Genomic DNA, 18762 nt, shown 5'->3' with positions numbered 1-18762 from the left:
AGTTGATCATGGGACTGCCGCACGCTGCTGCGGCGCGTCGCGGCGTGCCGCCTGCAACAACCCCATGATCAACGACCCGGTGGCGGCGAGGAGAGGAGGAGCGGCAGGGCGACAGGGCCGACGACAGACGACACAGGACGACGAAGGGGCCGTCCCCGCTCGCGATGAGCGGGGACGGCCCCTTCGTACGGACTACCCGAGGATCACTCGGCCTGGGCGGCCGGGCCCTCCTCGTCGCCACCCGAGAGGGCGACCGGCGGGGTGTCGGGGAGGTCGATCGGCTTGGCCTCGCCGCGGAACACGAACCGCTGGTCCGCGCCCTCGCCCTCGACGTCCACCACGATGATCTGACCGGCGGCCAGCTCGCCGTAGAGGATCTTCTCCGACAGCGCGTCCTCGATCTCGCGCTGGATGGTCCGGCGCAGCGGCCGGGCACCCAGCACCGGGTCGAACCCGCGGTGCGCCAGCAGCTTCTTGGCGTCCTGCGTGATCTCCAGGGACATGTCCTTGTTCGCCAGCTGGCTCTCCACGCGGGCGACCATGAGGTCGACGATCTCGATGATCTCGTCCTCGGTCAGCTGGTGGAACACGACGATGTCGTCGATGCGGTTGAGGAACTCCGGCCGGAAGTGCTGCTTGAGCTCCTCGTTGACCTTGAGCTTCATCCGCTCGTAGTTCGACTGGGTGTCGTTGCCGACCTGGAAGCCCAGACCCACGGCCTTGGAGATGTCCCGCGTACCGAGGTTGGTCGTGAGGATCAGGATCGTGTTCTTGAAGTCCACGATCCGACCCTGACCGTCGGTGAGCCGGCCGTCCTCCAGCACCTGCAGGAGCGTGTTGAACACGTCCGCGTGCGCCTTCTCGATCTCGTCGAAGAGGACCACCGAGAACGGCTTGCGCCGCACCTTCTCGGTCAGCTGGCCGCCCTCGTCGTAGCCGACGTAGCCGGGAGGGGCACCGACGAGTCGCGAGACGGTGAAGCGGTCGTGGAACTCACCCATGTCGATCTGGATGAGGGCGTCGTCCTCACCGAACAGGAACTGGGCCAGCGCCTTGGCCAGCTCGGTCTTACCGACACCCGAGGGGCCGGCGAAGATGAACGAGCCACCGGGACGACGCGGGTCCTTGAGGCCGGCCCGGGTCCGCCGGATCGCCTGGCTGACGCTCTTGATGGCCTCTTCCTGGCCGATGATCCGCTTGTGGAGCTCCTCCTCCATGCGCAGGAGGCGGGTGGTCTCCTCCTCCGTGAGCTTGAAGACGGGGATGCCGGTCCAGTTGGCCAGCACCTCGGCGATCTGCTCGTCGTCGACCTCGGCGACGACGTCCATGTCGCCGGCCTTCCACTGCTTCTCGCGCTCGGCCTTCTCGCCCAGGAGGGTCTTCTCCTTGTCGCGCAGCGACGCGGCCTTCTCGAAGTCCTGCGCGTCGATCGCGGACTCCTTCTCGCGGCGGATGGCCGCGATGCGGTCGTCGAACTCGCGCAGGTCCGGCGGAGCGGTCATCCGCTTGATCCGCATCCGGGCGCCGGCCTCGTCGATCAGGTCGATCGCCTTGTCCGGCAGGAAGCGGTCGGAGATGTACCGGTCGGCCAGCGTCGCGGCGGCGACGAGGGCGCCGTCGGTGATGCTGATCCGGTGGTGCGCCTCGTACCGGTCGCGCAGCCCCTTGAGGATCTCGATCGTGTGGGTGAGCGTCGGCTCGCCCACCTGGATCGGCTGGAAGCGGCGCTCGAGGGCGGCGTCCTTCTCCAGGTGCTTGCGGTACTCGTCGAGCGTGGTGGCGCCGATGGTCTGCAGCTCACCACGGGCCAGCATCGGCTTGAGGATGCTGGCGGCGTCGATCGCGCCCTCCGCGGCACCGGCCCCGACGAGGGTGTGGATCTCGTCGATGAACAGGATGATGTCGCCGCGGGTGCGGATCTCCTTGAGGACCTTCTTGAGCCGCTCCTCGAAGTCACCGCGGTAACGCGAACCGGCGACGAGCGCACCGAGGTCCAGCGTGTAGAGCTGCTTGTCCTTCAGCGTCTCCGGGACCTCGCCCTTGACGATCGCCTGGGCCAGGCCCTCGACGACGGCGGTCTTGCCGACGCCGGGCTCGCCGATGAGGACGGGGTTGTTCTTGGTCCGCCGCGAGAGGACCTGCATGACCCGCTCGATCTCCTTGGCCCGCCCGATGACCGGGTCGAGCTTGGAGTCGCGCGCGGCCTGGGTCAGGTTGCGGCCGAACTGGTCGAGCACCAGCGAGGTCGACGGCGTGCCCTCGGCCGGGCCACCGGCCGCGGCCGGCTCCTTGCCCTGGTAGCCCGAGAGCAGCTGGATGACCTGCTGGCGGACACGGTTGAGGTCGGCGCCCAGCTTCACGAGCACCTGGGCGGCGACGCCCTCGCCCTCGCGGATCAGGCCGAGCAGGATGTGCTCGGTGCCGATGTAGTTGTGGCCGAGCTGCAGCGCCTCGCGCAGGGACAGCTCGAGCACCTTCTTGGCCCGCGGGGTGAAGGGGATGTGCCCGGACGGGGCCTGCTGGCCCTGGCCGATGATCTCCTCCACCTGCTGGCGGACACCCTCCAGCGAGATGCCCAGGGACTCGAGAGCCTTGGCGGCGACACCCTCACCCTCGTGGATCAGCCCCAGGAGGATGTGCTCGGTACCGATGTAGTTGTGGTTGAGCATCCGGGCCTCTTCCTGGGCCAGGACGACCACGCGGCGGGCTCGGTCGGTGAACCGTTCGAACATCTGCTGCTTCTCCTCTGACCGGCTGGTCCGGCGCTGCCCTCCCCGGTGGGGAGGAGCACCCGACGTCCGTCGGCGCGCGGGGCACCGGTCTTTCCACTGTAGTCGCGGACTCCGACCCTCCGTCGGCGCAACGACCCGTGCGGAGGAGAGGAGCTGCCCGGTCCAACCGATGGTGGCGGAGCCGTGTTCCGAACCGGTTACGCCCAGAGCGGACGGCGCGTCGCCGACCGCCTCGTCTCACCCGGGACGGTGGTCCGGGCCGTCCCCGCCCGGAGCGGACGGCGCGGCGCCGACGGCCGCGCGGAGGTCCTCTCTCAGCAGGTCAGGGCGAGGCAGACCCAGCAGAGCGGCCACTCCTCGTCGCCGTCGTCCGGCCAGACCCACAGGGCCGGGTCGAGGAGGGTGACCGGGGCCAGGCAGAGGGCCCGCCCGGCGACCAGTCCGGCGTCCCCGACCGCGTGCAGCCGGCTGGGGGCCGTCTCGCCCCAGGGCGAGCGCGGGGCCGCCACGTCCACGCCGACGGTCCAGCGGTCCTGGCCCGGGACGGCGGCGGGACGGCGTCCGGCGGCCGACCAGGGGCCCTCGACGGTGCTCACTCGACCACCAGCCGGACGTCCTCGGCGGCCAGCCTGTCGGCGAGCCGGGCGAGCAGCTCGCGGGCGGCGTCGTCGGCGGTGGCCAGGGGCTCGAGGCGGACGGTGACCTGCCGGTGCCCCCGGCGCTGGAGGGCGACGATGCTGCCGCAGAGCAGGTCCGCGGCGAAGGCGTCGAGGTGTCCGCGTGCGCGGACGACGCCCTGGTGCTGGTCGAGGCTGGCGGTGAAGCTCGGGGCCTGGGGCGAGAGATCCACCGGCCCCCGGTCGACCAGCTCCCCCGGGCCGCGCGGAACGGTGGTCTCGGCCGCGTCCTGGCTCATGCCACAACCGTTACGACACAGTCCGGAATGCCCCAGGGTCCAACGTCCCTACCGCGGGCCGCCGGTGACCAACAGTGAGCGTCCGACCGCGGTACGGACGACGAACGGCCCGGCACCCTCGCCGAGGGTGCCGGGCCGTTCGTCAGCTGCACCGTGGCCCCGTCCAGGGCACCACCGGCCCCCTTGCAGGGTCCCGCCGCGAGCGTGCGAGCGGTGGGACCCTGCAAGGGGGTCCTCACATCAGTGCGCGGCCTCGTAGGCCTCGACGACGCTGGCCGGGATGCGCCCGCGGTCGCTGACCGCGTGGCCGTTCTTGCGGGCCCAGTCGCGGATGGCGCCGGCCTGCTCGCGGTCCATGCGGCCGCCGCCGCCCGTGGCGCGCGACCGCCCGCCGCCGGAGGCGCGACCGCTGCCACGACCGACCTTGCGCGCGGCCTGCACATAACGGGAGAACGCGTCTCGCAACTCCTGAGCGTTCTTCTCCGACAGGTCGATCTCGTAGTTCGTGCCGTCGAGCGAGAAACTCACCGTCTCGTCCGCGGGCACGTTCTCGTCGAGGTCGTCACTGAGGATGACCTGCACCTTACGCGCCATTCGCCTTCTCCACTCCCACGTCTCTGAGCGGTCAGGGCCTTTGCACCCCGGCCGGATCCGTTCTCTCTGCCGGTGCAGACCATAGACCATTAGCGCCGCAGAGAAACAGACGCCGCACAATGGGGTGAGAAAAGGCACCCCCTCGTTCAGGAGGAGAGCGGCCGCACCAACGGGAAGAGGATGGTCTCCCGGATGCCCAATCCGGTGAGCGTCATCATCAGCCGGTCCATGCCCATCCCCATGCCACCGGTCGGCGGCATCCCGTACTCGAGCGCCTCGAGGAAGTCCTCGTCGAATGCCATGGCCTCGGGATCGCCCTTCGCGGCGAGCACGGACTGGGCGACCAGGCGCTCGCGCTGCGCCACCGGGTCGACCAGCTCGGAGTAGGCCGTCGCCCGCTCCACTCCGGCGATGTACAGGTCCCACTTCTCGGCCAGCCCGGGCCGGGACCGGTGCGCCCGGGTCAGGGGCGAGGTGTCCAGCGGGTAGTCGACGACGAAGGTCGGCTCCTGCAGCGCGTCCTGGACCAGCGCCTCGAACAGCTCCTCGACCACCTTGCCGGGGACCCAGGCGGGGTCGACGCCGACCTCGTGCCGCTCGGCGAGGCCGCGCAGCGTCTCCAGCGGCGTCTCGGGGGTGACCTCCTCGCCGACGGCGTCGGAGACCAGCGTGTGGAGCGGCACCTGCCGCCACTCCCCCGACAGGTCGATCTCGGTGCCGTCGTTGTGCCGCGCGACGTGGTCGCCGAACAGCGCCTCGCAGCACCGCTGCGTCAATTCGCGGGTGAGCGTGGCCATCACCTGGTAGTCGGCATGGGCCTGGTACGCCTCGAGCATCGCGAACTCCGGCGAGTGGGTGCTGTCGGCACCCTCGTTGCGGAAGTTGCGGTTGATCTCGAAGACCCGGTCCAGCCCACCGACGATGCACCGCTTGAGGAACAGCTCCGGTGCGATGCGCAGGTACAGGTCGAGGTCGAATGCGTTCATGTGGGTGCGGAACGGCCGTGCGGCGGCACCGCCGTGCACGGTCTGCAACATCGGCGTCTCGACCTCGAGATAGCCGCGCGTGCCCAGTTCCTGGCGCAGCGTCGACATCACGGTGGCCCGCTGCCGGACGGTGCGGCGCGCCTCGTCGCGCACGATGAGGTCGACGTACCGACGACGCACCCGCAGTTCCTCGCTCATCGGCTTGTGCGCCACCGGCAGCGGCCGCAGCGCCTTGGCGGTCAGCTGCCAGGAGTCGGCGAACACGGAGAGCTCGCCACGCCGCGACGTCCCGACCTCGCCCTCGACGAACACGTGGTCGCCGAGGTCGACGTCGGACTTCCAGGCGGCCAGCGACTGCTCGCCCACCCGGTCGAGGGACAGCATCACCTGCAGCTCGGCGTCGCCCTCGCGCAGCGTCGCGAAGCACAGCTTGCCGGTGTTGCGGACGAAGATGACCCGGCCGGTGACGCCGACCCGCTCGCCGGTCATCGTGTCAGGCTCGAGGTCGGGGTGCTTCTCGCGGACCTCCGCCAGGGTGGTCGTCCGGGGGACGGCGACGGGATAGGGGTCGACGCCGGCCTCGCGCATCCGGTCCAGCTTCGCCCGGCGCACCCGGAGCTGTTCGGGGAGTTCGTCGTCCGGAGAGCCAGGCGGTACCTCGGTCACGGGACGCGAGCCTACGGGGAGGCCGCGCGCCGCCCGGTCGCCTCCTGCCGTTCGAAGGCCAGCCGCAGCCCGTGCACCGTCAGGTCGGGCTCCCGCTCGCCGATCGAGCGGCAGCTGTCGGCGACCAGCGGCGCCAGCCCACCGGTGGCGACGACGACCGGCGCGACGCCGAACTGGGCGACCAGCTCGGCGGCGATCCGCGACACCAGCCCGTCCACCAGCCCGGCGAAGCCGAGCACCAGACCCGACTGCAGCGCCGCGACGGTGTTCTTGCCGATCGCGTGCGCGGGCACGCTCAGCTCCACCGACCGCAGCTGCGCCGCGCGGGCGGCCAGCGCCTCCAGGCTGACCTCCACGCCGGGGGCGAGCGCGCCCCCGAGGAACTGCCCCTGCGGACCGACGGCGTCGACGTTGGTGGAGGTGCCGAAGTCGACGACGACGACCGGGCGACCGCCGCCGTCGGGCTGCCGTCCGTACAGCTCGTGCGCGGCCAGCGCGGTGACCACGCGGTCGGCGCCGACCTCGCGCGGGTTGTCGACGTGCAGGGGGACGCCGGTGCGCACGCCCGGCCCGATGAGGACGACGGGCACGTCCAGGGAGTCCAGCAGCGTGCGCAGCACCGGCAGCAGCGCGGGCACCGTCGAGCAGGCCGACACCCCGGTGACCTCGGTGTCGCGCAGCAGCCCGCGCCAGAGCATCCGCAGCTCGTCGCTGGTGGCCCGCGGCGCCGTCGTGACCCGCCAACAGCCGACCCGGCGCGCACCGTCGAAGGTGGCCAGGACGGTCTGGCTGTTGCCGACGTCGACGGTGAGCAGCACCGCTCAGCCCGCCCGCAGGTCGAGGGCGAGGTCGAGGATCGGCGCGGAGTGGGTGAGCCCGCCGACCGAGAGGTAGTCGACGCCGGTCTCGGCGACCGCACGGGCCACCTCGAGGGTCAGCCCGCCGGTGGCCTCGAGCTCGGCCCGGCCGCCGACCAGGGCCACGACCTCGCGCAGGGTGTCGGGCGGCATGTTGTCGCAGAGCAGGAAGTCCGCACCGGCCTCCACCGCCTCGACCGCCTGGGCGGGCACGTCGACCTCGACCTGCACCGCCACCCGAGGCGCCCGCTCCCGCACCGCGGCGACGGCGGCGGCCACCGAGCCCGCGGCGGCGACGTGGTTGTCCTTGACCATGGCGACGTCGTAGAGCCCCATGCGCTTGTTCGACCCGCCGCCGCAGCGGACGGCGTACTTCTCCAGCGGCCGCAGCCCGGGTGTGGTCTTGCGGGTGTCGAGCACGACGGCGCCGGTGCCCTCGACCGCGTCCACCCAGCGGCGGGTGAGGGTGGCGATGCCGCTGGCCCGGCCGGCGATGTTCAGGGCGCTGCGCTCGGCGGCCAGCAGCGCGCGCACCGGCCCGCGGACGGTCAGCAGCACGTCGCCCCGGGCCACCCGGTCGCCGTCGGTGGCGCCCGCGGTGAGCGTGGCGCCGGGGGCGAGCCGGGTGAAGACGCGGGCGGCGACCGGCAGGCCGGCCACGACCCCGTCGGCGCGGGCGACCAGGTCCGCGGTGCCCAGCTGCCCCGCCGGCACCGTGGCGGCGCTGGTGACGTCGTGCGCGACGGCCAGGTCCGGGGCGCCGGGCAGGGGCGGACCGCCGGTGAGGTCCTCGGCAAGGGTGCGCTCGACCAGCTCGGCCACCCACGCCTCGGACAGGCCGGTCCCCTCCAGCGAGCGCGGGTCGCCGGTCACCGCTCCCCGCCCCCGCCCGCCCAGCGGTGAGCTCGCCCGCTCGCTCACCACTCCCCCACCACGGGGGTCCCCACGGGGCGGCGGGTCACCCGCAGGGCGCCGTCGTGGTCGAGCCGTACGTCCAGGTGCACCCGCCAGTCCTCCTCGGTCCCGGGGTGGTCCTCGCGCCAGTGGCAGCCGCGGGTCTCCTCGCGGGCCGCGGCCGCGGTCGCCAGCGCGCTCGCGACGGTCAGCAGCTCGGTGGCCTCCCAGCCGGCCACGCCGGGGGCGACGTCCGGGCCGAGCTCCGCCGCCAGGCCGGCCAGCCGCCCGGTCGCCTCGGCCAGTCCGGTGCCGCTGCGCAGCGCGCCGACACGCGCCGACATCGTCTCGGTCACCACCCGGCGGCCGGCGGGGTCGAGCAGTCCGGACGGCGCGGCCTCGCGCGCCACGGCGGGAGCGGACGGCGGCAGGGCCCCGGCGAGCTCCGCGCCAATGCGAGCGGCGAAGACCAGCCCCTCGAGCAGCGAGTTGGAGGCCAGCCGGTTGGCCCCGTGCACGCCGGTGCAGGCCACCTCGCCACAGGCGTACAGCCCGGGCACCGTCGTCCGGCCGGCCAGGTCGGTGACCAGACCGCCCGAGGCGTAGTGCGCAGCCGGGGTGACCGGCACCAGGTCGGTGACCGGGTCGACGCCGGCCGCGCGGCAGCTGGCCACGATCGTCGGGAACCGCGCGGCCAGGCCCGGCACCTCGCGCGCGTCGAGCTCCACGTGGTCGACGCCGTCGCGCAGCTGCACGCGGGTGATCGCCTTGGCGACCACGTCCCGGGGCGCGAGCTCGGCCAGCGGGTGGACGCCGACCATGAACCGCTTCCCCGCCCCGTCGCGCAGCACCGCTCCCTCGCCCCGCAGTGCCTCGCTGACCAGCGGCTGCTGACCGCGCGCGTCCGGGCCCAGGTACAGGGCGGTGGGGTGGAACTGGACGAACTCCAGGTCGGTGGCGACCGCGCCGGCGCGCAGGCCGAGGGCGACGCCGTCCCCGGTGGAGACCGGCGGGTTGGTGGTCGCGGCGTAGACCTGGCCCATGCCGCCGGTGGCCAGCACGACCGCGCGGGCGCGCACCGCGCCGACGCCGTCCGCGCTGCCCTCGCCCAGCACGTGGAGGGTGACCCCCGCGGCGCGGCCGGTGGCGTCGGTGAGCAGGTCGAGCACCATCGCGTGCTCGACCAGGGTGACCCCCGGGTCGGCGCGGACGGCGTCCTGCAGCGCGCGCTGCACCTCCGAGCCGGTGGCGTCGCCGCCGGCGTGCACGATCCGGTCGGCGGAGTGCCCGCCCTCGCGGGTCAGCAGCAGCCGGCCGGCGGGGTCGCGGTCGAAGGCGGCGCCCCAGCCGATCAGCTGGCGCAGCCGCTCGGGGCCCTCGTGCACGAGCACGGAGACCGCGTCGGGCTCGCACAGCCCCACCCCGGCCACCTCGGTGTCGCGGGCGTGCGCCTCGGGGGTGTCGGCGGGGTCGAGCACGGCGGCGATGCCGCCCTGCGCCCAGCGGGTCGACCCGTCGTCCACCCGCACCTTGGTGACGACGGCGACCGACAGCCCGGCCGCCCGGGCGTGCAGCGCCACGCACAGCCCGGCGACGCCTGAGCCGACGACGCAGACGTCGGCGGTGAGCTCCCAGCCGGGCGCCGGCGCGGCGAGGCGCCGCGGGAGCCCGGTGACGCGCCCGGCCGCCAGCGTGCTCACGGGTGACCTCGCCAGCTCGGTCACCTGACCGGTACGCCCAGGTCGCTGCGCTGCTGGTCGGGGGCGCCGGGGACCGGGGCCGAGGGGTCGCCGCCCAGCTCGACGACGCGGTTGGCGGCGTCGACGTGCACGATCCTCGGGACGGAGGACTTCGCCTCGGTCTCGTCCATGAGGCCGTAGCTGATCAGGATGACCAGGTCGCCGGGGTGCACCAGGTGGGCCGCGGCGCCGTTGATGCCGATGACGCCGCTGCCCCGCTCGCCGGGGATGACGTAGGTCTCCAGCCGGGCGCCGTTGGTGACGTCGACGATCGCGACCTGCTCGCCCGGGATCAGGTCGGCCGCGTCGAGGAGGTCCTCGTCGATCGTCACCGAGCCCACGTAGTGCAGGTCGGCCTGGGTGACCGTCGCACGGTGGATCTTGGACTTGAGCATCGTGCGCATCATCGCGGTCCTCCCGAGGGACGGGCTGGGCGTGCGGAGGGCTGGGCCGGGCGGGTGAGGAGCACAGCGGTGTTGTCGATGAGCCGGGTGCTGCCGGCGCGGGCGGCGACGAGGAGCCGGGCCGGGCCGGCTGCCGGCGGGGGCCCCAGGTCCGGATCGGTCAGTTCCAGGTAGTCCTGGACCAGGCCGGGCGCCTCGGCGAGGACGGCGCGGGCGGCGGCCAGGACGGCCTCGGCACCCTGCGGACCGGCCGCGGCGCCCGCGCGCAGCGCCCGGGAGATCGCGGCGACGGTGCTCCGCTGCTCCGGCGAGAGGTAGCGGTTGCGGGAGGACAGCGCCATCCCGTCGTCCTCCCGGACCGTGGGCACGCCGACGACCTCGACGCCCAGCGCCAGCTCGCGGGCCATCGCCCGGATGAGCGTGAGCTGCTGGTAGTCCTTCTCGCCGAAGAGGGCGAGGTCGGGGCGGACCAGGCCGAGGAGCTTGGCGACGACGGTGAGGACGCCGGCGAAGTGGCCGGGGCGGACGGCGCCCTCGAGGACGTCGCCCAGTGGGCCGGGGTGGACCGTCACGCCGACCGCACCGGGCGGGTAGACCTCGTGCACCGGCGGGTGGAAGACGACGTCGGCGCCCTCCTCCGCCAGCGCGGCGAGGTCGGCGTCCCAGGTGCGCGGGTAGCGGTCGAAGTCCTCACCGGGCCCGAACTGGGTCGGGTTGACGAAGACGGAGACGACGACGCTGCCGGCCCGCTCCCGGGCGGTCCGGACGAGGGTGCGGTGGCCCTCGTGCAGGGCGCCCATCGTGGGCACCAGCGCGATCGGGCCGGGCAGCTCGGCGATCAGCCCGCGCAGCTCGGCGACCGTCTCGGCCACCTCCGGTCGAGCCGCCACCACGGGCCGCGAGCGGCTCACCGGGAGCCGGCCGGTGGGAGGACCACGTTCAGCCCTCCGCTCGCTCGCTCGCGAGGGAACCCGCGACGTGGCCGTCGAGCAGGTCGACCAGGGGACCGCCCTCGTGCCGCTTGAGCCGGCCGGTGGCCAGCGCGCGCTCGGTGGTGCGGCGGGCCAGCGCGACGTAGGCCGCGACCGACCCCGGAGCCCGCTCGGCGAGGGTGTCCAGGTGCTGGCGCACGGTGCCGACGTCCCCGCGGCTGACCGGTCCGGTGAGCCCTCGGTCGCCGCGGCGCAGGCCGTTGTCCAGAGCGGCGGTGAGCAGCGGGGCGAGCACGCGGCCGGGCTCGGCGACGCCCGCGGTGCGCAGCAGGTCCGCGGCCTCGGCGACCAGCGTGACCAGGTGGTTGGCGCCGGTGACCAGCGCGGCGTGGTAGAGCCCGCGGTCGGCCTCGGCGACGAAGAACGGCTCGCCGCCCATCTCCAGGACCAGCGTCTCGGCCACCGGCCGGTGCTCCGGTGCGCTGGTGACGCCGAAGGGGACGCCGGCGAGCCGGTCGGCGTCCTCGGGTGCGCCGGTGAAGGTCATGGCCGGGTGCAGCGCCAGGGGCAGGACGCCGGCCCGCGCGGCGGGGGCGAGGACGGCCAGGCCGTGCGCCCCCGAGGTGTGGAAGGCCAGCTGGCCGGCGCGCCAGACGCCGGTCTCGGCCAGGCCGGAGACGAGGCCGGCCAGGCTGTCGTCGGGGACGGCGAGCACCACGAGGTCGGCCGCGGCCACGACCTCGTCGGTGGGCAGCAGCGGCACGCCGGGCAGCAGCCGGGCGGCGCGCTCGGCGGAGGCGGTGGAGAGGCCGGCGGCGGCGACCACGTCGTGACCGGCGGCGGTGAGGGCGGCGCCGAGGACGGCGCCGACGCGCCCGGCGCCGACGATGCCGACGCGGAGACGGGCGGGAGCGGTGTCCGCCGGGCTGAGACCGGCAGCGCGGAGCATCCTGCGGGCAGCAGGCATCGGTGCACCTCTCGTTCCAGTCCCTCGCGGGTACCGGACTCGGTGGTCGCGGACTCCACCGTTGGAGCCCGTCGCGTGTTGCGGTCCTGCGGTGGTGCCGGCGCTGGGCCCGCTGCGACCGGAGGTGTCACGCGGGTGTCACGCCGAAGGCGAGTGTGTGACCGGTTCGCAGTGCGTGCAACGCCTCGCCCGTGTGGGGTGGGTCACTGCACGGCCTCGCCGGCGCTCGGCCGTTCCGTTTGCCCAGGTGCCGTGCTCGTCGGTGGGCTCGCGAGCTCGCCCACTCCAGCCGCCGCCTCTCGCCACTCCAGCCGCCGCCTACGGTGTCCGACAGCAGCGGACGAGCACGGCGGGAGGACACGGGTGGGCGACCTCGAGGGACGGACGGCGCTGGTCACCGGCGGGAGCCGGGGCATCGGCCTGGCGATCGCGCAGAGCCTGGTGGCGCGCGGGGCGCGGGTCGTCGTGACCGGCCGCAAGCCGGACGCGCTGGCCGAGGCGGTGTCCGCGCTGGGCGGCCCGGAGGTGGCGGTGGGCGTCGCCGGCAACGCGGGGGACGCCGAGCACCGGGCCGAGGCCGTGCGCACCGCCGTCGACACCTTCGGCAGCCTGGAGATGCTCGTCGGCAACGTCGGCATCAACCCGGTCTACGGCCCGCTGGTCGACCTCCCGCTGGAGGGCTTCCGCAAGATCCTCGACACCAATGTCGTCGGCACCCTCGGCCTGGTGCAGGAGGCGTGGCGGGCCTGGATGGGCGAGCACGGCGGCTCGGTGCTGGTCGTCGCCTCGGTGGCCGGGCTGAAGGCCTCACCGATGATCGGCGGCTACGGGGTGAGCAAGGCGGCACTGGTCAACCTGGTCACCCAGCTCGCCGTCGAGCTCGGCCCGACGGTGCGGGTCAACGCGGTGGCGCCGGCAGTGGTGAAGACCCGCTTCGCCGGGGCGCTGTACGAGGGCCGGGAGGCCGAGGTCGCGGCGCAGTACCCGGTGGGCCGGCTGGGCGTGCCCGAGGACGTCGGCGAGGCCGCGGCCTACCTGCTCGGCGACGGCGCGGGCTGGGTCACCGGCCAGACGCTGGTGCTCGACGGCGGCGCGCTGTCCCGCGGCCCCGCCTGAGAGGACCCCTGCCCCGCCACTCGCAGGCTCGCGTCGGGACCCTGCAGGGGAGCGCGTCAGCGGCCGAGCACCCGCGCCAGGACGTCGTCGCTCTCGTCGTCCTCCCGGTAGCGGCGCCGGCGGCGACCGCCGGACGGCGGGGTGAGGCCGCTCTCGGCCACCAGTTCCGCCAGTCGCCGCCCGGAGGCCTCCTCTGCGGGGTCGGGCGCCTCGGCCGTCGGCGCGACCGCGGCCGGCCCGGGGACCGGCGGCTGCTGCCGCTGGGCGACCGGCCGTTCGGTGGTGAGCCGCTCGTCCGGCGCGGGCGTCGCCGTGGACCCGGGGGTGTCGGTGCGGCGCCGGCGCGGCTCGGGCTCGCCCGACGACGGTGGAGTCAGCAGCGACCGGCTGGCCAGCCAGTCCAGCGGGGGTGGCGGTGCGGGCGCCCGGCGCGGCTCGACGTGGAGCTCGTCCACCTGGCGGGTGCCGGGAGCCGGCTCGTCGGCCCGCACGGCCGGCCAGGCGGCGGTCAGCTCCGGCGCGGGAGCGGTCCAGCTGTCGGCCTCGACCGTCCGGGGAGCCGAGGGCCCGGGTGCGGCAGGGGTCGTCCGGGTGGACTGGGTGCGCAGCAGAACCCGCTCGACGAGCATCTCGGCGGAGAGCTGCTCGGTCAGCTCGGTGCGCAGCCGGCCGACGTCGGCGCGCACGTCGGCCAGGGCGGTGAGGTCGAGGCCGGCGAGGGCGGTGCGGAGCTCGGCGAGGCCGGTCAGGTCCCGGCGCAGCCCGGCGACCTCGGCGACCTCGCGGCGCAGCTCGGTCAGCTGGGCCATCTCCCGCCGCAGCTCGGTCAGCTGGGCCATCTCCCGCCGCAGCTCGCTGACCGGGGCCAGCTCCGCGCGCAGCGCCTCCAGTTCGGCGCGCATCGACTGCTCGGCGGTGCGACGCAGGTCGTTCTCCACCCGCAGCTCGTGCTCCCGGCGGGCTGCGACCTCCCGCTCGAGCTCCAGCTCGTAGGCCAGCCGCAGCTCGGCCTCGCGCTCGGCGGCAGCGCGCTCGACCCCGGCCCGCTCGACCCCGGCCCGCTCGACGGCGGCCCGCCCCGCGCCGTCCGCCGGAGCGACCCCGGCGGAGCGCCGGGAGGCGACGAGCGCGGCCAGCACGAAGGCCCAGGCGGCGGCGACGACGGCCAGCCGCAGCACCCGCGGGTCGTCGGTCAGGAAGACGACGACGGTGGCCACGACCGCCAGGACAGCGCCCGCGACCAGGCCCAGCGTCGGCGGTCGCGGGGAGGCCGGACCCGCCGCCCGGGGCGGGCGCGCCGACGCGTCCTCCCGGTCCCCCCGCATGGCGATCAGGGTAACGGTGCGGAGCCCCTTGATAACGGAACGGATGGCCGAGATGCGGCGCACCCGCCCGCCTCCTCCCGTGCACCCCGGGGAGGCCGGGGTCGTTCCCCTACTGGGCCAGCGCCCCGTCGGAACTGAGGACCAGACCGATGGAGACCTCACCCTGCTGCAGCGCCGCCTTCGTCAGCGGGCCGCCGGCGTCGAGCTCCCGGAAGTCGGCGAACTGCAGGCCGTAGGTCTCCTCCAGACCCGGCCGGCACTGCGGCCGCTCCGGGCACTCCGTGGGACCGCCGAGGACCAGCGAGCCGTCGCCGCAGGCGTCGGCGAGCTCGGAGAGCGTGGAGACGCCCAGCTCCTCGGCGAAGGCCTGGGTGACGGCGAAGGCGTTCTGGTCGGCGGCCTCGGACGGCTCGCCGAAGACCAGGCCGGCCTGCTCTGCCAGCGGCTGCAGCGAGGTCCGCGTCTCCTGCACGTCACCGGTGGCCGGGCCGTCGTCCGTGGGGCCGTTGGTGAGCTCGTTGAGCTCGTCGGTCACGGTCGCGAGGTACTCCGGGAAGACCTGGATCTCCGAGCCGGAGATGAGCGCGGGCAGGTAGAGCTCGCGGTTGCCGACCTCGCGCACCGAGGCGTCGAAGCCGGCGGCGCCGAGCACGTCGGCGTAGACGTTGGCCAGGATGGTCGACTCGGTGAAGTTCGAGCCGCCGACCACGACCGGCCCGCTGCCCTGCTCGAGGGCGGCGGTGTCGATGTTCTCCTCGACCCAGGCGGCGGCGACGTCCTCGGCGCTCTGCCGCTCGAGGTCGACGGCGGCGTTGAGCTCAATCAGCTCCTCGGTGGTCAGCGCCGCCGACACCGCGTCGAGCGCGGGCAGCAGAGCGGGGTTGGCCATCGCGGTGGCCATGTTGACCGCCGGGACGACGTTGTCGGCGTTCTGCAGCTGCTTGTCGTCCTCCAGCACCACCAGCTGGTCGCCGGCCACGGGGGCGCAGGCGTCGCCGGACGCGCTGCCGCCGCTGGCCTGGGCGCCGCCGGTGCCCGAGGAGCCGGACTCACCGCAGGCGGTGAGCAGCAGGCCGGTGAGGGCGAGGGGGACGAGGATCCTTGTACGGCTGCGCATGTGGTCCGCCTTCTGTGTCCCGCGCGGCCCACGGTCCGCGCGCGTGTCTGGCGGGGGGAGTCCCGCGCAGCCATGCAACCGCTGACCACCCCGCCCGGCCACGCACACCGGCCAGCTGTTGCCCGGTTGTTACGGAAGGCCCCTCTGCAGGCACCCGCCGCGAGCCTGCGAGCGGGGGCGGAGGGGTCCTTCGTCACAGCGGCACGCCGGACGACGTCGGCTCCGGCTGGCCGGCGCGCGGCGCCCGCACGGGGCGGAGCGGCCAGCGGCGGGGGCCGGGCGTCACCGCGGCCGAGGCCAGCACGAGGACGAGCTCGGTGAGCAGCGCCAGGGCGGCCACCAGCACCGCGCCGGCGAGGATCAGGCCGTGGTCCTGCTGCCCGAAGCCGAGGTTGATGATCCGCCCGAGCCCTCCTCCACCGACGAGCGCGGCCAGGGTCGCGGTGGCGACGACCTGCACCGCCGCCGTCCGCACGCCGGTCGCGACCAGCGGCAGGGCGAGCGGGAACTCGACCCGGGTCAGCATCTGGCCGCGGCTCATGCCCATCGCCCGGGCGGCCTCCCGCACGTCGCGGTCGACCTCGCGGAAGCCCACGAAGGTGTTGGTCAGCATCGGCGGGACGGCGAAGGCGGCCAGCGCCAGGACGGTGCCGACCTCGCTGAAGCCCAGCGGGGTCACCGCCAGGACGGTGAGCAGGGCGAGGGTGGGCACCGCCCGGCTGACGTTGGAGAGGACGACGACCGCCCCGGCGCCCCGGCCGCTGCGGCCGAGCAGCACCCCGGAGGGGACGGCGAGGACGGCGGCGAGCAGCACGGCCAGCGCGGAGATCCGCAGGTGCTGCACCAGCAGGTCGAGGATGCCGCCGGTCCGGGTCCAGTTGAACGGGTCGTTGAGGTAGACGAACGCGTCGCCGAAGGCACTCACCCGTCCTCCTCGCCGGCGACCGTCGTCCGCGCTCGTGGCGCTGCCCTGCCCGTGCGGGGACCCGCGAGCTCGCTCACGTCGCGGCCCGGGTCCACGGGGTGAGCAGCCGCTCGAGTCCGGCCAGCAGCACGTCGGCGACCAGTGCGAGCAGCACGCAGCCGACGGCGCCGGTCACGATCTCGGCCCGGTAGAAGTTGGCGTTGAGGCCGCCGATGATCAGCTGTCCCAGCCCGCCGTTGCCGGTGATGACCCCGACGGTGACCAGGGCGACGGTGGAGACCGTGGCGATCCGCAGGCCCGCCATGAAGGCCGGCAGGGCCAGCGGCAGGTCGACCTGCAGGAACAGCCGCGCGGAGCCGTAGCCCATGCCGCGGGCGGCCTCGCGCACGTCGGCGGGCACGCCCTGCAGCCCGGCGAGGAAGTTCCGCACCAGGATGACCAGCGTGTAGAGGGTCAGCCCGATCAGGACCGTCGTCGCCGACAGCGGCCCGGTGAACGGCGCGAGGAAGGCGAACATCGCCAGCGACGGGATGGTGTAGACGACCGAGCTCAGGCCGAGGACCGGGCCGGCCAGGAACCGGGTGCGCCGGGCCAGCAGCGCCAGCGGCAGCGCGACCAGCGCGCCGAGCACCACCGCACCGACGGTGAGCCTGACGTGCTGGCCGAGGTGGCCCACAATGGTGTCCCAGTTGTCGGTCACGTAGGACGGGTCGAACCAGGGGTTCGGCGCCTCGTCCGCGGCGAGCACCGGGGCCGCCGGGCCGCTCACCGCGCTCAGCGCACCCAGGGAGGCCACGCCGTGGACGCTACTGCCGCTCCCCTCCCCCTGCGCACGGCCGACCCCGCGGCCGGTGACGCCCCCGAGATCCGGCTCGAGGGGGTGAGCAAGGTCTACGCCGACGGCACCGTGGGCGTCGGCGAGCTGGACCTGACCTTCGCCGCCGGCGAGCTGTCGGTGCTGGTGGGGCCGTCGGGCTGCGGCAAGACGACGACGATGAAGATGGTCAACCGGATCATCGAGCCGACGACGGGCCGCATCCTGCTCGGCGGCGAGGACGTCACCCGGGTCGACGCCGACCGGCTTCGCCGACGCATCGGCTACGTCATCCAGAGCGTCGGGCTCTTCCCCCACCAGACGGTGCGGGCCAACGTCGCCACCGTCCCCCGGCTGCTCCGCTGGGACCGCCGTGAGATCCGCGACCGGGTCGAGGAGCTGCTGACCCTGGTGGGGCTCGACCCCGCCGTCCACGGGGACCGCTACCCCGCCCAGCTCTCCGGCGGTCAGCGGCAGCGCGCCGGCGTGGCCCGCGCGCTGGCCGCCGACCCCGGCGTCCTGCTGATGGACGAGCCGTTCTCCGCCGTCGACCCGGTGGTCCGCGAGCGACTGCAGTCGGAGTTCCTCCGGCTGCAGGAGTCGGTGCGCAAGACCATCGTCTTCGTCACCCACGACATCGAGGAGGCGGTGCGGCTCGGCGACCGCATCGCGGTCATGAGCACCGGCGGGCACGTCGAGCAGTTCGCCCCGCCCGCCGAGCTGCTGGGCCGGCCGGCCAACCGGACGGTGGCCGACTTCGTCGGCGCCGACCGCGGGCTCAAGCGGCTGGCCGTGACACCGATCGAGCCCGCCGACCTGGAGCACCCACCGGTGGTCGGCCTCGCCGACGGTCTCGCGGAGGCAGGAGCCGCGCTGGACCGCGCCGGCGCCGGCTGGGCGGTGGTGCTGGCCGGCGGCCGCCCGGCCGGGTGGCTGCCCGCCGAGCGCGCCGCGGGTGCGGGGACGGTCGCCGCGGCCCTCGTCCGCTCGGACGGTGCGGTGCCCGTGCAGGCCTCGCTGCGGACGGCGTTGGCCGCCATCCTGCAGACCGATGCCGGGTGGGTGCCGGTCCTCGACGGCGACCGCTACCTCGGCGTCCTCACCCCGTCCGCCGTGCACGCCACGCTTCGCCGGTCGGTGGGGCGCGCAGCTCCCTGAGCGACAACCGACAGCGTGCACCGGTCGCTCCTCGACCGCGGTGCCGTCCTCAACCGCGGTGCCGTCCTCAACCGCGGACCGCTCCCGGTGGGCGTTCGTCGTCGGAGGACGGCGGGACGCGGCAGACCGACTCCAGCCACAGCGCGGCCACGACCAGCGCCGCGGAGCACGCCACCCCGACGACCCCGGTGACGGCGTCGGACCCGGCGGTCTGCAGCCGCGAGACCGCCGGCCCCACGTAGAGCAGCACGCCCACCCAGATGCCGAGGAACGCGGCGCCGACGTACGCACTGGCCTGGGCCAGGACCGCGAGCCGGGCGACGAGCATCGGCTCGACCGGCCGAACCGGCGCGGCGCCGCGCTCGGCAGGGGGACGACGGTCCCGCTGGGCGGCCAGCCGGGCGCGCAGCGTGCGGGCGCCGAGGGCCTCGGCGAGGGCCAGCACACCGAGCGGCACCGGGAGCCACCAGCGCAGCGCGGGCAGCGAGCCGTAGCCCGCCCCCACCGCCAGCCAGGCGGCGACGGCCAGACCCGCGGCGAGGACCAGCAGGTCGCGCCGGTTCACCGGCGTCACGAGACCTCCTCGCCGACGCCCGTCGAACACCTTCGCGGCGTCGCTC

The 18762-nt window shown here is 74.7% G+C and carries 18 protein-coding genes; 2 read left to right on the top strand and 16 right to left on the bottom strand.

Going from position 1 to position 18762, the window contains the following annotated elements:
• Nucleotides 1–203 precede the first annotated feature (203 nt).
• The 11 genes from ACWIX3_RS07320 to ACWIX3_RS07270 form a co-directional block, all read right to left on the bottom strand.
• Nucleotides 204–2732, bottom strand: a complete 2529-nt coding sequence (locus ACWIX3_RS07320) for an ATP-dependent Clp protease ATP-binding subunit (RefSeq protein WP_448611416.1) — start codon at nt 2730–2732, stop codon at nt 204–206.
• Between the two features lie 314 nt (nt 2733–3046).
• Nucleotides 3047–3328, bottom strand: a complete 282-nt coding sequence (locus tag ACWIX3_RS07315; protein WP_448611415.1) for a hypothetical protein — start codon at nt 3326–3328, stop codon at nt 3047–3049.
• Nucleotides 3325–3648, bottom strand: a complete 324-nt coding sequence (locus tag ACWIX3_RS07310) for a hypothetical protein (RefSeq protein WP_448611414.1) — start codon at nt 3646–3648, stop codon at nt 3325–3327. Before ACWIX3_RS07310 ends, ACWIX3_RS07315 begins: the two co-directional genes overlap by 4 nt.
• Before the next feature lie 240 nt (nt 3649–3888).
• A complete protein-coding gene (locus ACWIX3_RS07305) occupies nt 3889–4242 on the bottom strand; it encodes a histone-like nucleoid-structuring protein Lsr2 (protein ID WP_072917115.1) in 354 nt (117 codons plus the stop codon).
• A gap of 146 nt (nt 4243–4388) precedes the next feature.
• Nucleotides 4389–5894 (bottom strand): lysine--tRNA ligase, encoded by a 1506-nt coding sequence (gene lysS, locus ACWIX3_RS07300; protein WP_448611413.1) that lies wholly within the window; start codon nt 5892–5894, stop codon nt 4389–4391.
• 11 nt (nt 5895–5905) lie between these two features.
• Nucleotides 5906–6712, bottom strand: coding sequence for a type III pantothenate kinase (locus tag ACWIX3_RS07295; protein WP_448611412.1), 807 nt, complete (start codon nt 6710–6712; stop codon nt 5906–5908).
• Nucleotides 6713–6715: 3 nt separating this feature from the next.
• Nucleotides 6716–7672: a carboxylating nicotinate-nucleotide diphosphorylase gene (gene nadC, locus ACWIX3_RS07290; protein ID WP_448611411.1), complete on the bottom strand. Its 957-nt coding sequence runs from the start codon at nt 7670–7672 to the stop codon at nt 6716–6718.
• Nucleotides 7669–9345 (bottom strand): L-aspartate oxidase, encoded by a 1677-nt coding sequence (locus ACWIX3_RS07285; protein ID WP_448611410.1) that lies wholly within the window; start codon nt 9343–9345, stop codon nt 7669–7671. Before ACWIX3_RS07285 ends, nadC begins: the two co-directional genes overlap by 4 nt.
• A 20-nt stretch (nt 9346–9365) precedes the next feature.
• Nucleotides 9366–9791: an aspartate 1-decarboxylase gene (panD, locus tag ACWIX3_RS07280; protein WP_448611409.1), complete on the bottom strand. Its 426-nt coding sequence runs from the start codon at nt 9789–9791 to the stop codon at nt 9366–9368.
• Nucleotides 9788–10660, bottom strand: a complete 873-nt coding sequence (panC, locus tag ACWIX3_RS07275) for a pantoate--beta-alanine ligase (protein ID WP_448611408.1) — start codon at nt 10658–10660, stop codon at nt 9788–9790. The genes panD and panC overlap by 4 nt, the downstream gene beginning before the upstream one ends.
• 67 nt (nt 10661–10727) lie before the next feature.
• On the bottom strand, nt 10728–11687 hold the full coding sequence (locus ACWIX3_RS07270) for a Rossmann-like and DUF2520 domain-containing protein (protein ID WP_448611407.1): 960 nt from the start codon (nt 11685–11687) through the stop codon (nt 10728–10730).
• Between the two features lie 363 nt (nt 11688–12050).
• On the opposite strand from ACWIX3_RS07270, the gene ACWIX3_RS07265 reads away from it, so the two are divergent.
• A complete protein-coding gene (locus ACWIX3_RS07265) occupies nt 12051–12803 on the top strand; it encodes an SDR family oxidoreductase (RefSeq protein WP_448611406.1) in 753 nt (250 codons plus the stop codon).
• 56 nt (nt 12804–12859) lie between these two features.
• On the opposite strand, the gene ACWIX3_RS07260 is transcribed toward ACWIX3_RS07265, so the two are convergent.
• The 4 genes from ACWIX3_RS07260 to ACWIX3_RS07245 form a co-directional block, all read right to left on the bottom strand.
• The gene (locus tag ACWIX3_RS07260; RefSeq protein WP_448611405.1) at nt 12860–14128 is read right to left on the bottom strand and encodes a hypothetical protein; all 1269 of its coding nucleotides are present in this window, start codon (nt 14126–14128) and stop codon (nt 12860–12862) included.
• Nucleotides 14129–14237: 109 nt separating this feature from the next.
• A complete protein-coding gene (locus tag ACWIX3_RS07255) occupies nt 14238–15245 on the bottom strand; it encodes a glycine betaine ABC transporter substrate-binding protein (protein ID WP_448611404.1) in 1008 nt (335 codons plus the stop codon).
• 193 nt (nt 15246–15438) lie between these two features.
• Entirely contained in the window at nt 15439–16170 is a 732-nt protein-coding gene (locus ACWIX3_RS07250) for an ABC transporter permease (RefSeq protein ID WP_448611403.1), read from the bottom strand.
• Nucleotides 16171–16243: 73 nt separating this feature from the next.
• Nucleotides 16244–16966: an ABC transporter permease gene (locus ACWIX3_RS07245; RefSeq protein ID WP_448611402.1), complete on the bottom strand. Its 723-nt coding sequence runs from the start codon at nt 16964–16966 to the stop codon at nt 16244–16246.
• 3 nt (nt 16967–16969) lie between these two features.
• On the opposite strand from ACWIX3_RS07245, the gene ACWIX3_RS07240 reads away from it, so the two are divergent.
• Nucleotides 16970–18142 (top strand): ABC transporter ATP-binding protein, encoded by a 1173-nt coding sequence (locus ACWIX3_RS07240; RefSeq protein ID WP_448611401.1) that lies wholly within the window; start codon nt 16970–16972, stop codon nt 18140–18142.
• A 67-nt stretch (nt 18143–18209) separates the two neighbouring features.
• Here the strand turns inward: ACWIX3_RS07240 and ACWIX3_RS07235 are convergent, their stop codons facing one another.
• Complete coding sequence (locus ACWIX3_RS07235) at nt 18210–18716, bottom strand: DUF3180 domain-containing protein (protein ID WP_448611400.1); 507 nt, start codon at nt 18714–18716, stop codon at nt 18210–18212.
• Nucleotides 18717–18762 lie beyond the last annotated feature (46 nt).

The sequence above is a fragment of the Geodermatophilus sp. URMC 60 genome (genome assembly GCF_053502585.1).
The sequence above is the reverse complement of the archived record's forward strand: the minus strand, read 5'-3'. Positions and strand labels throughout refer to the sequence as shown.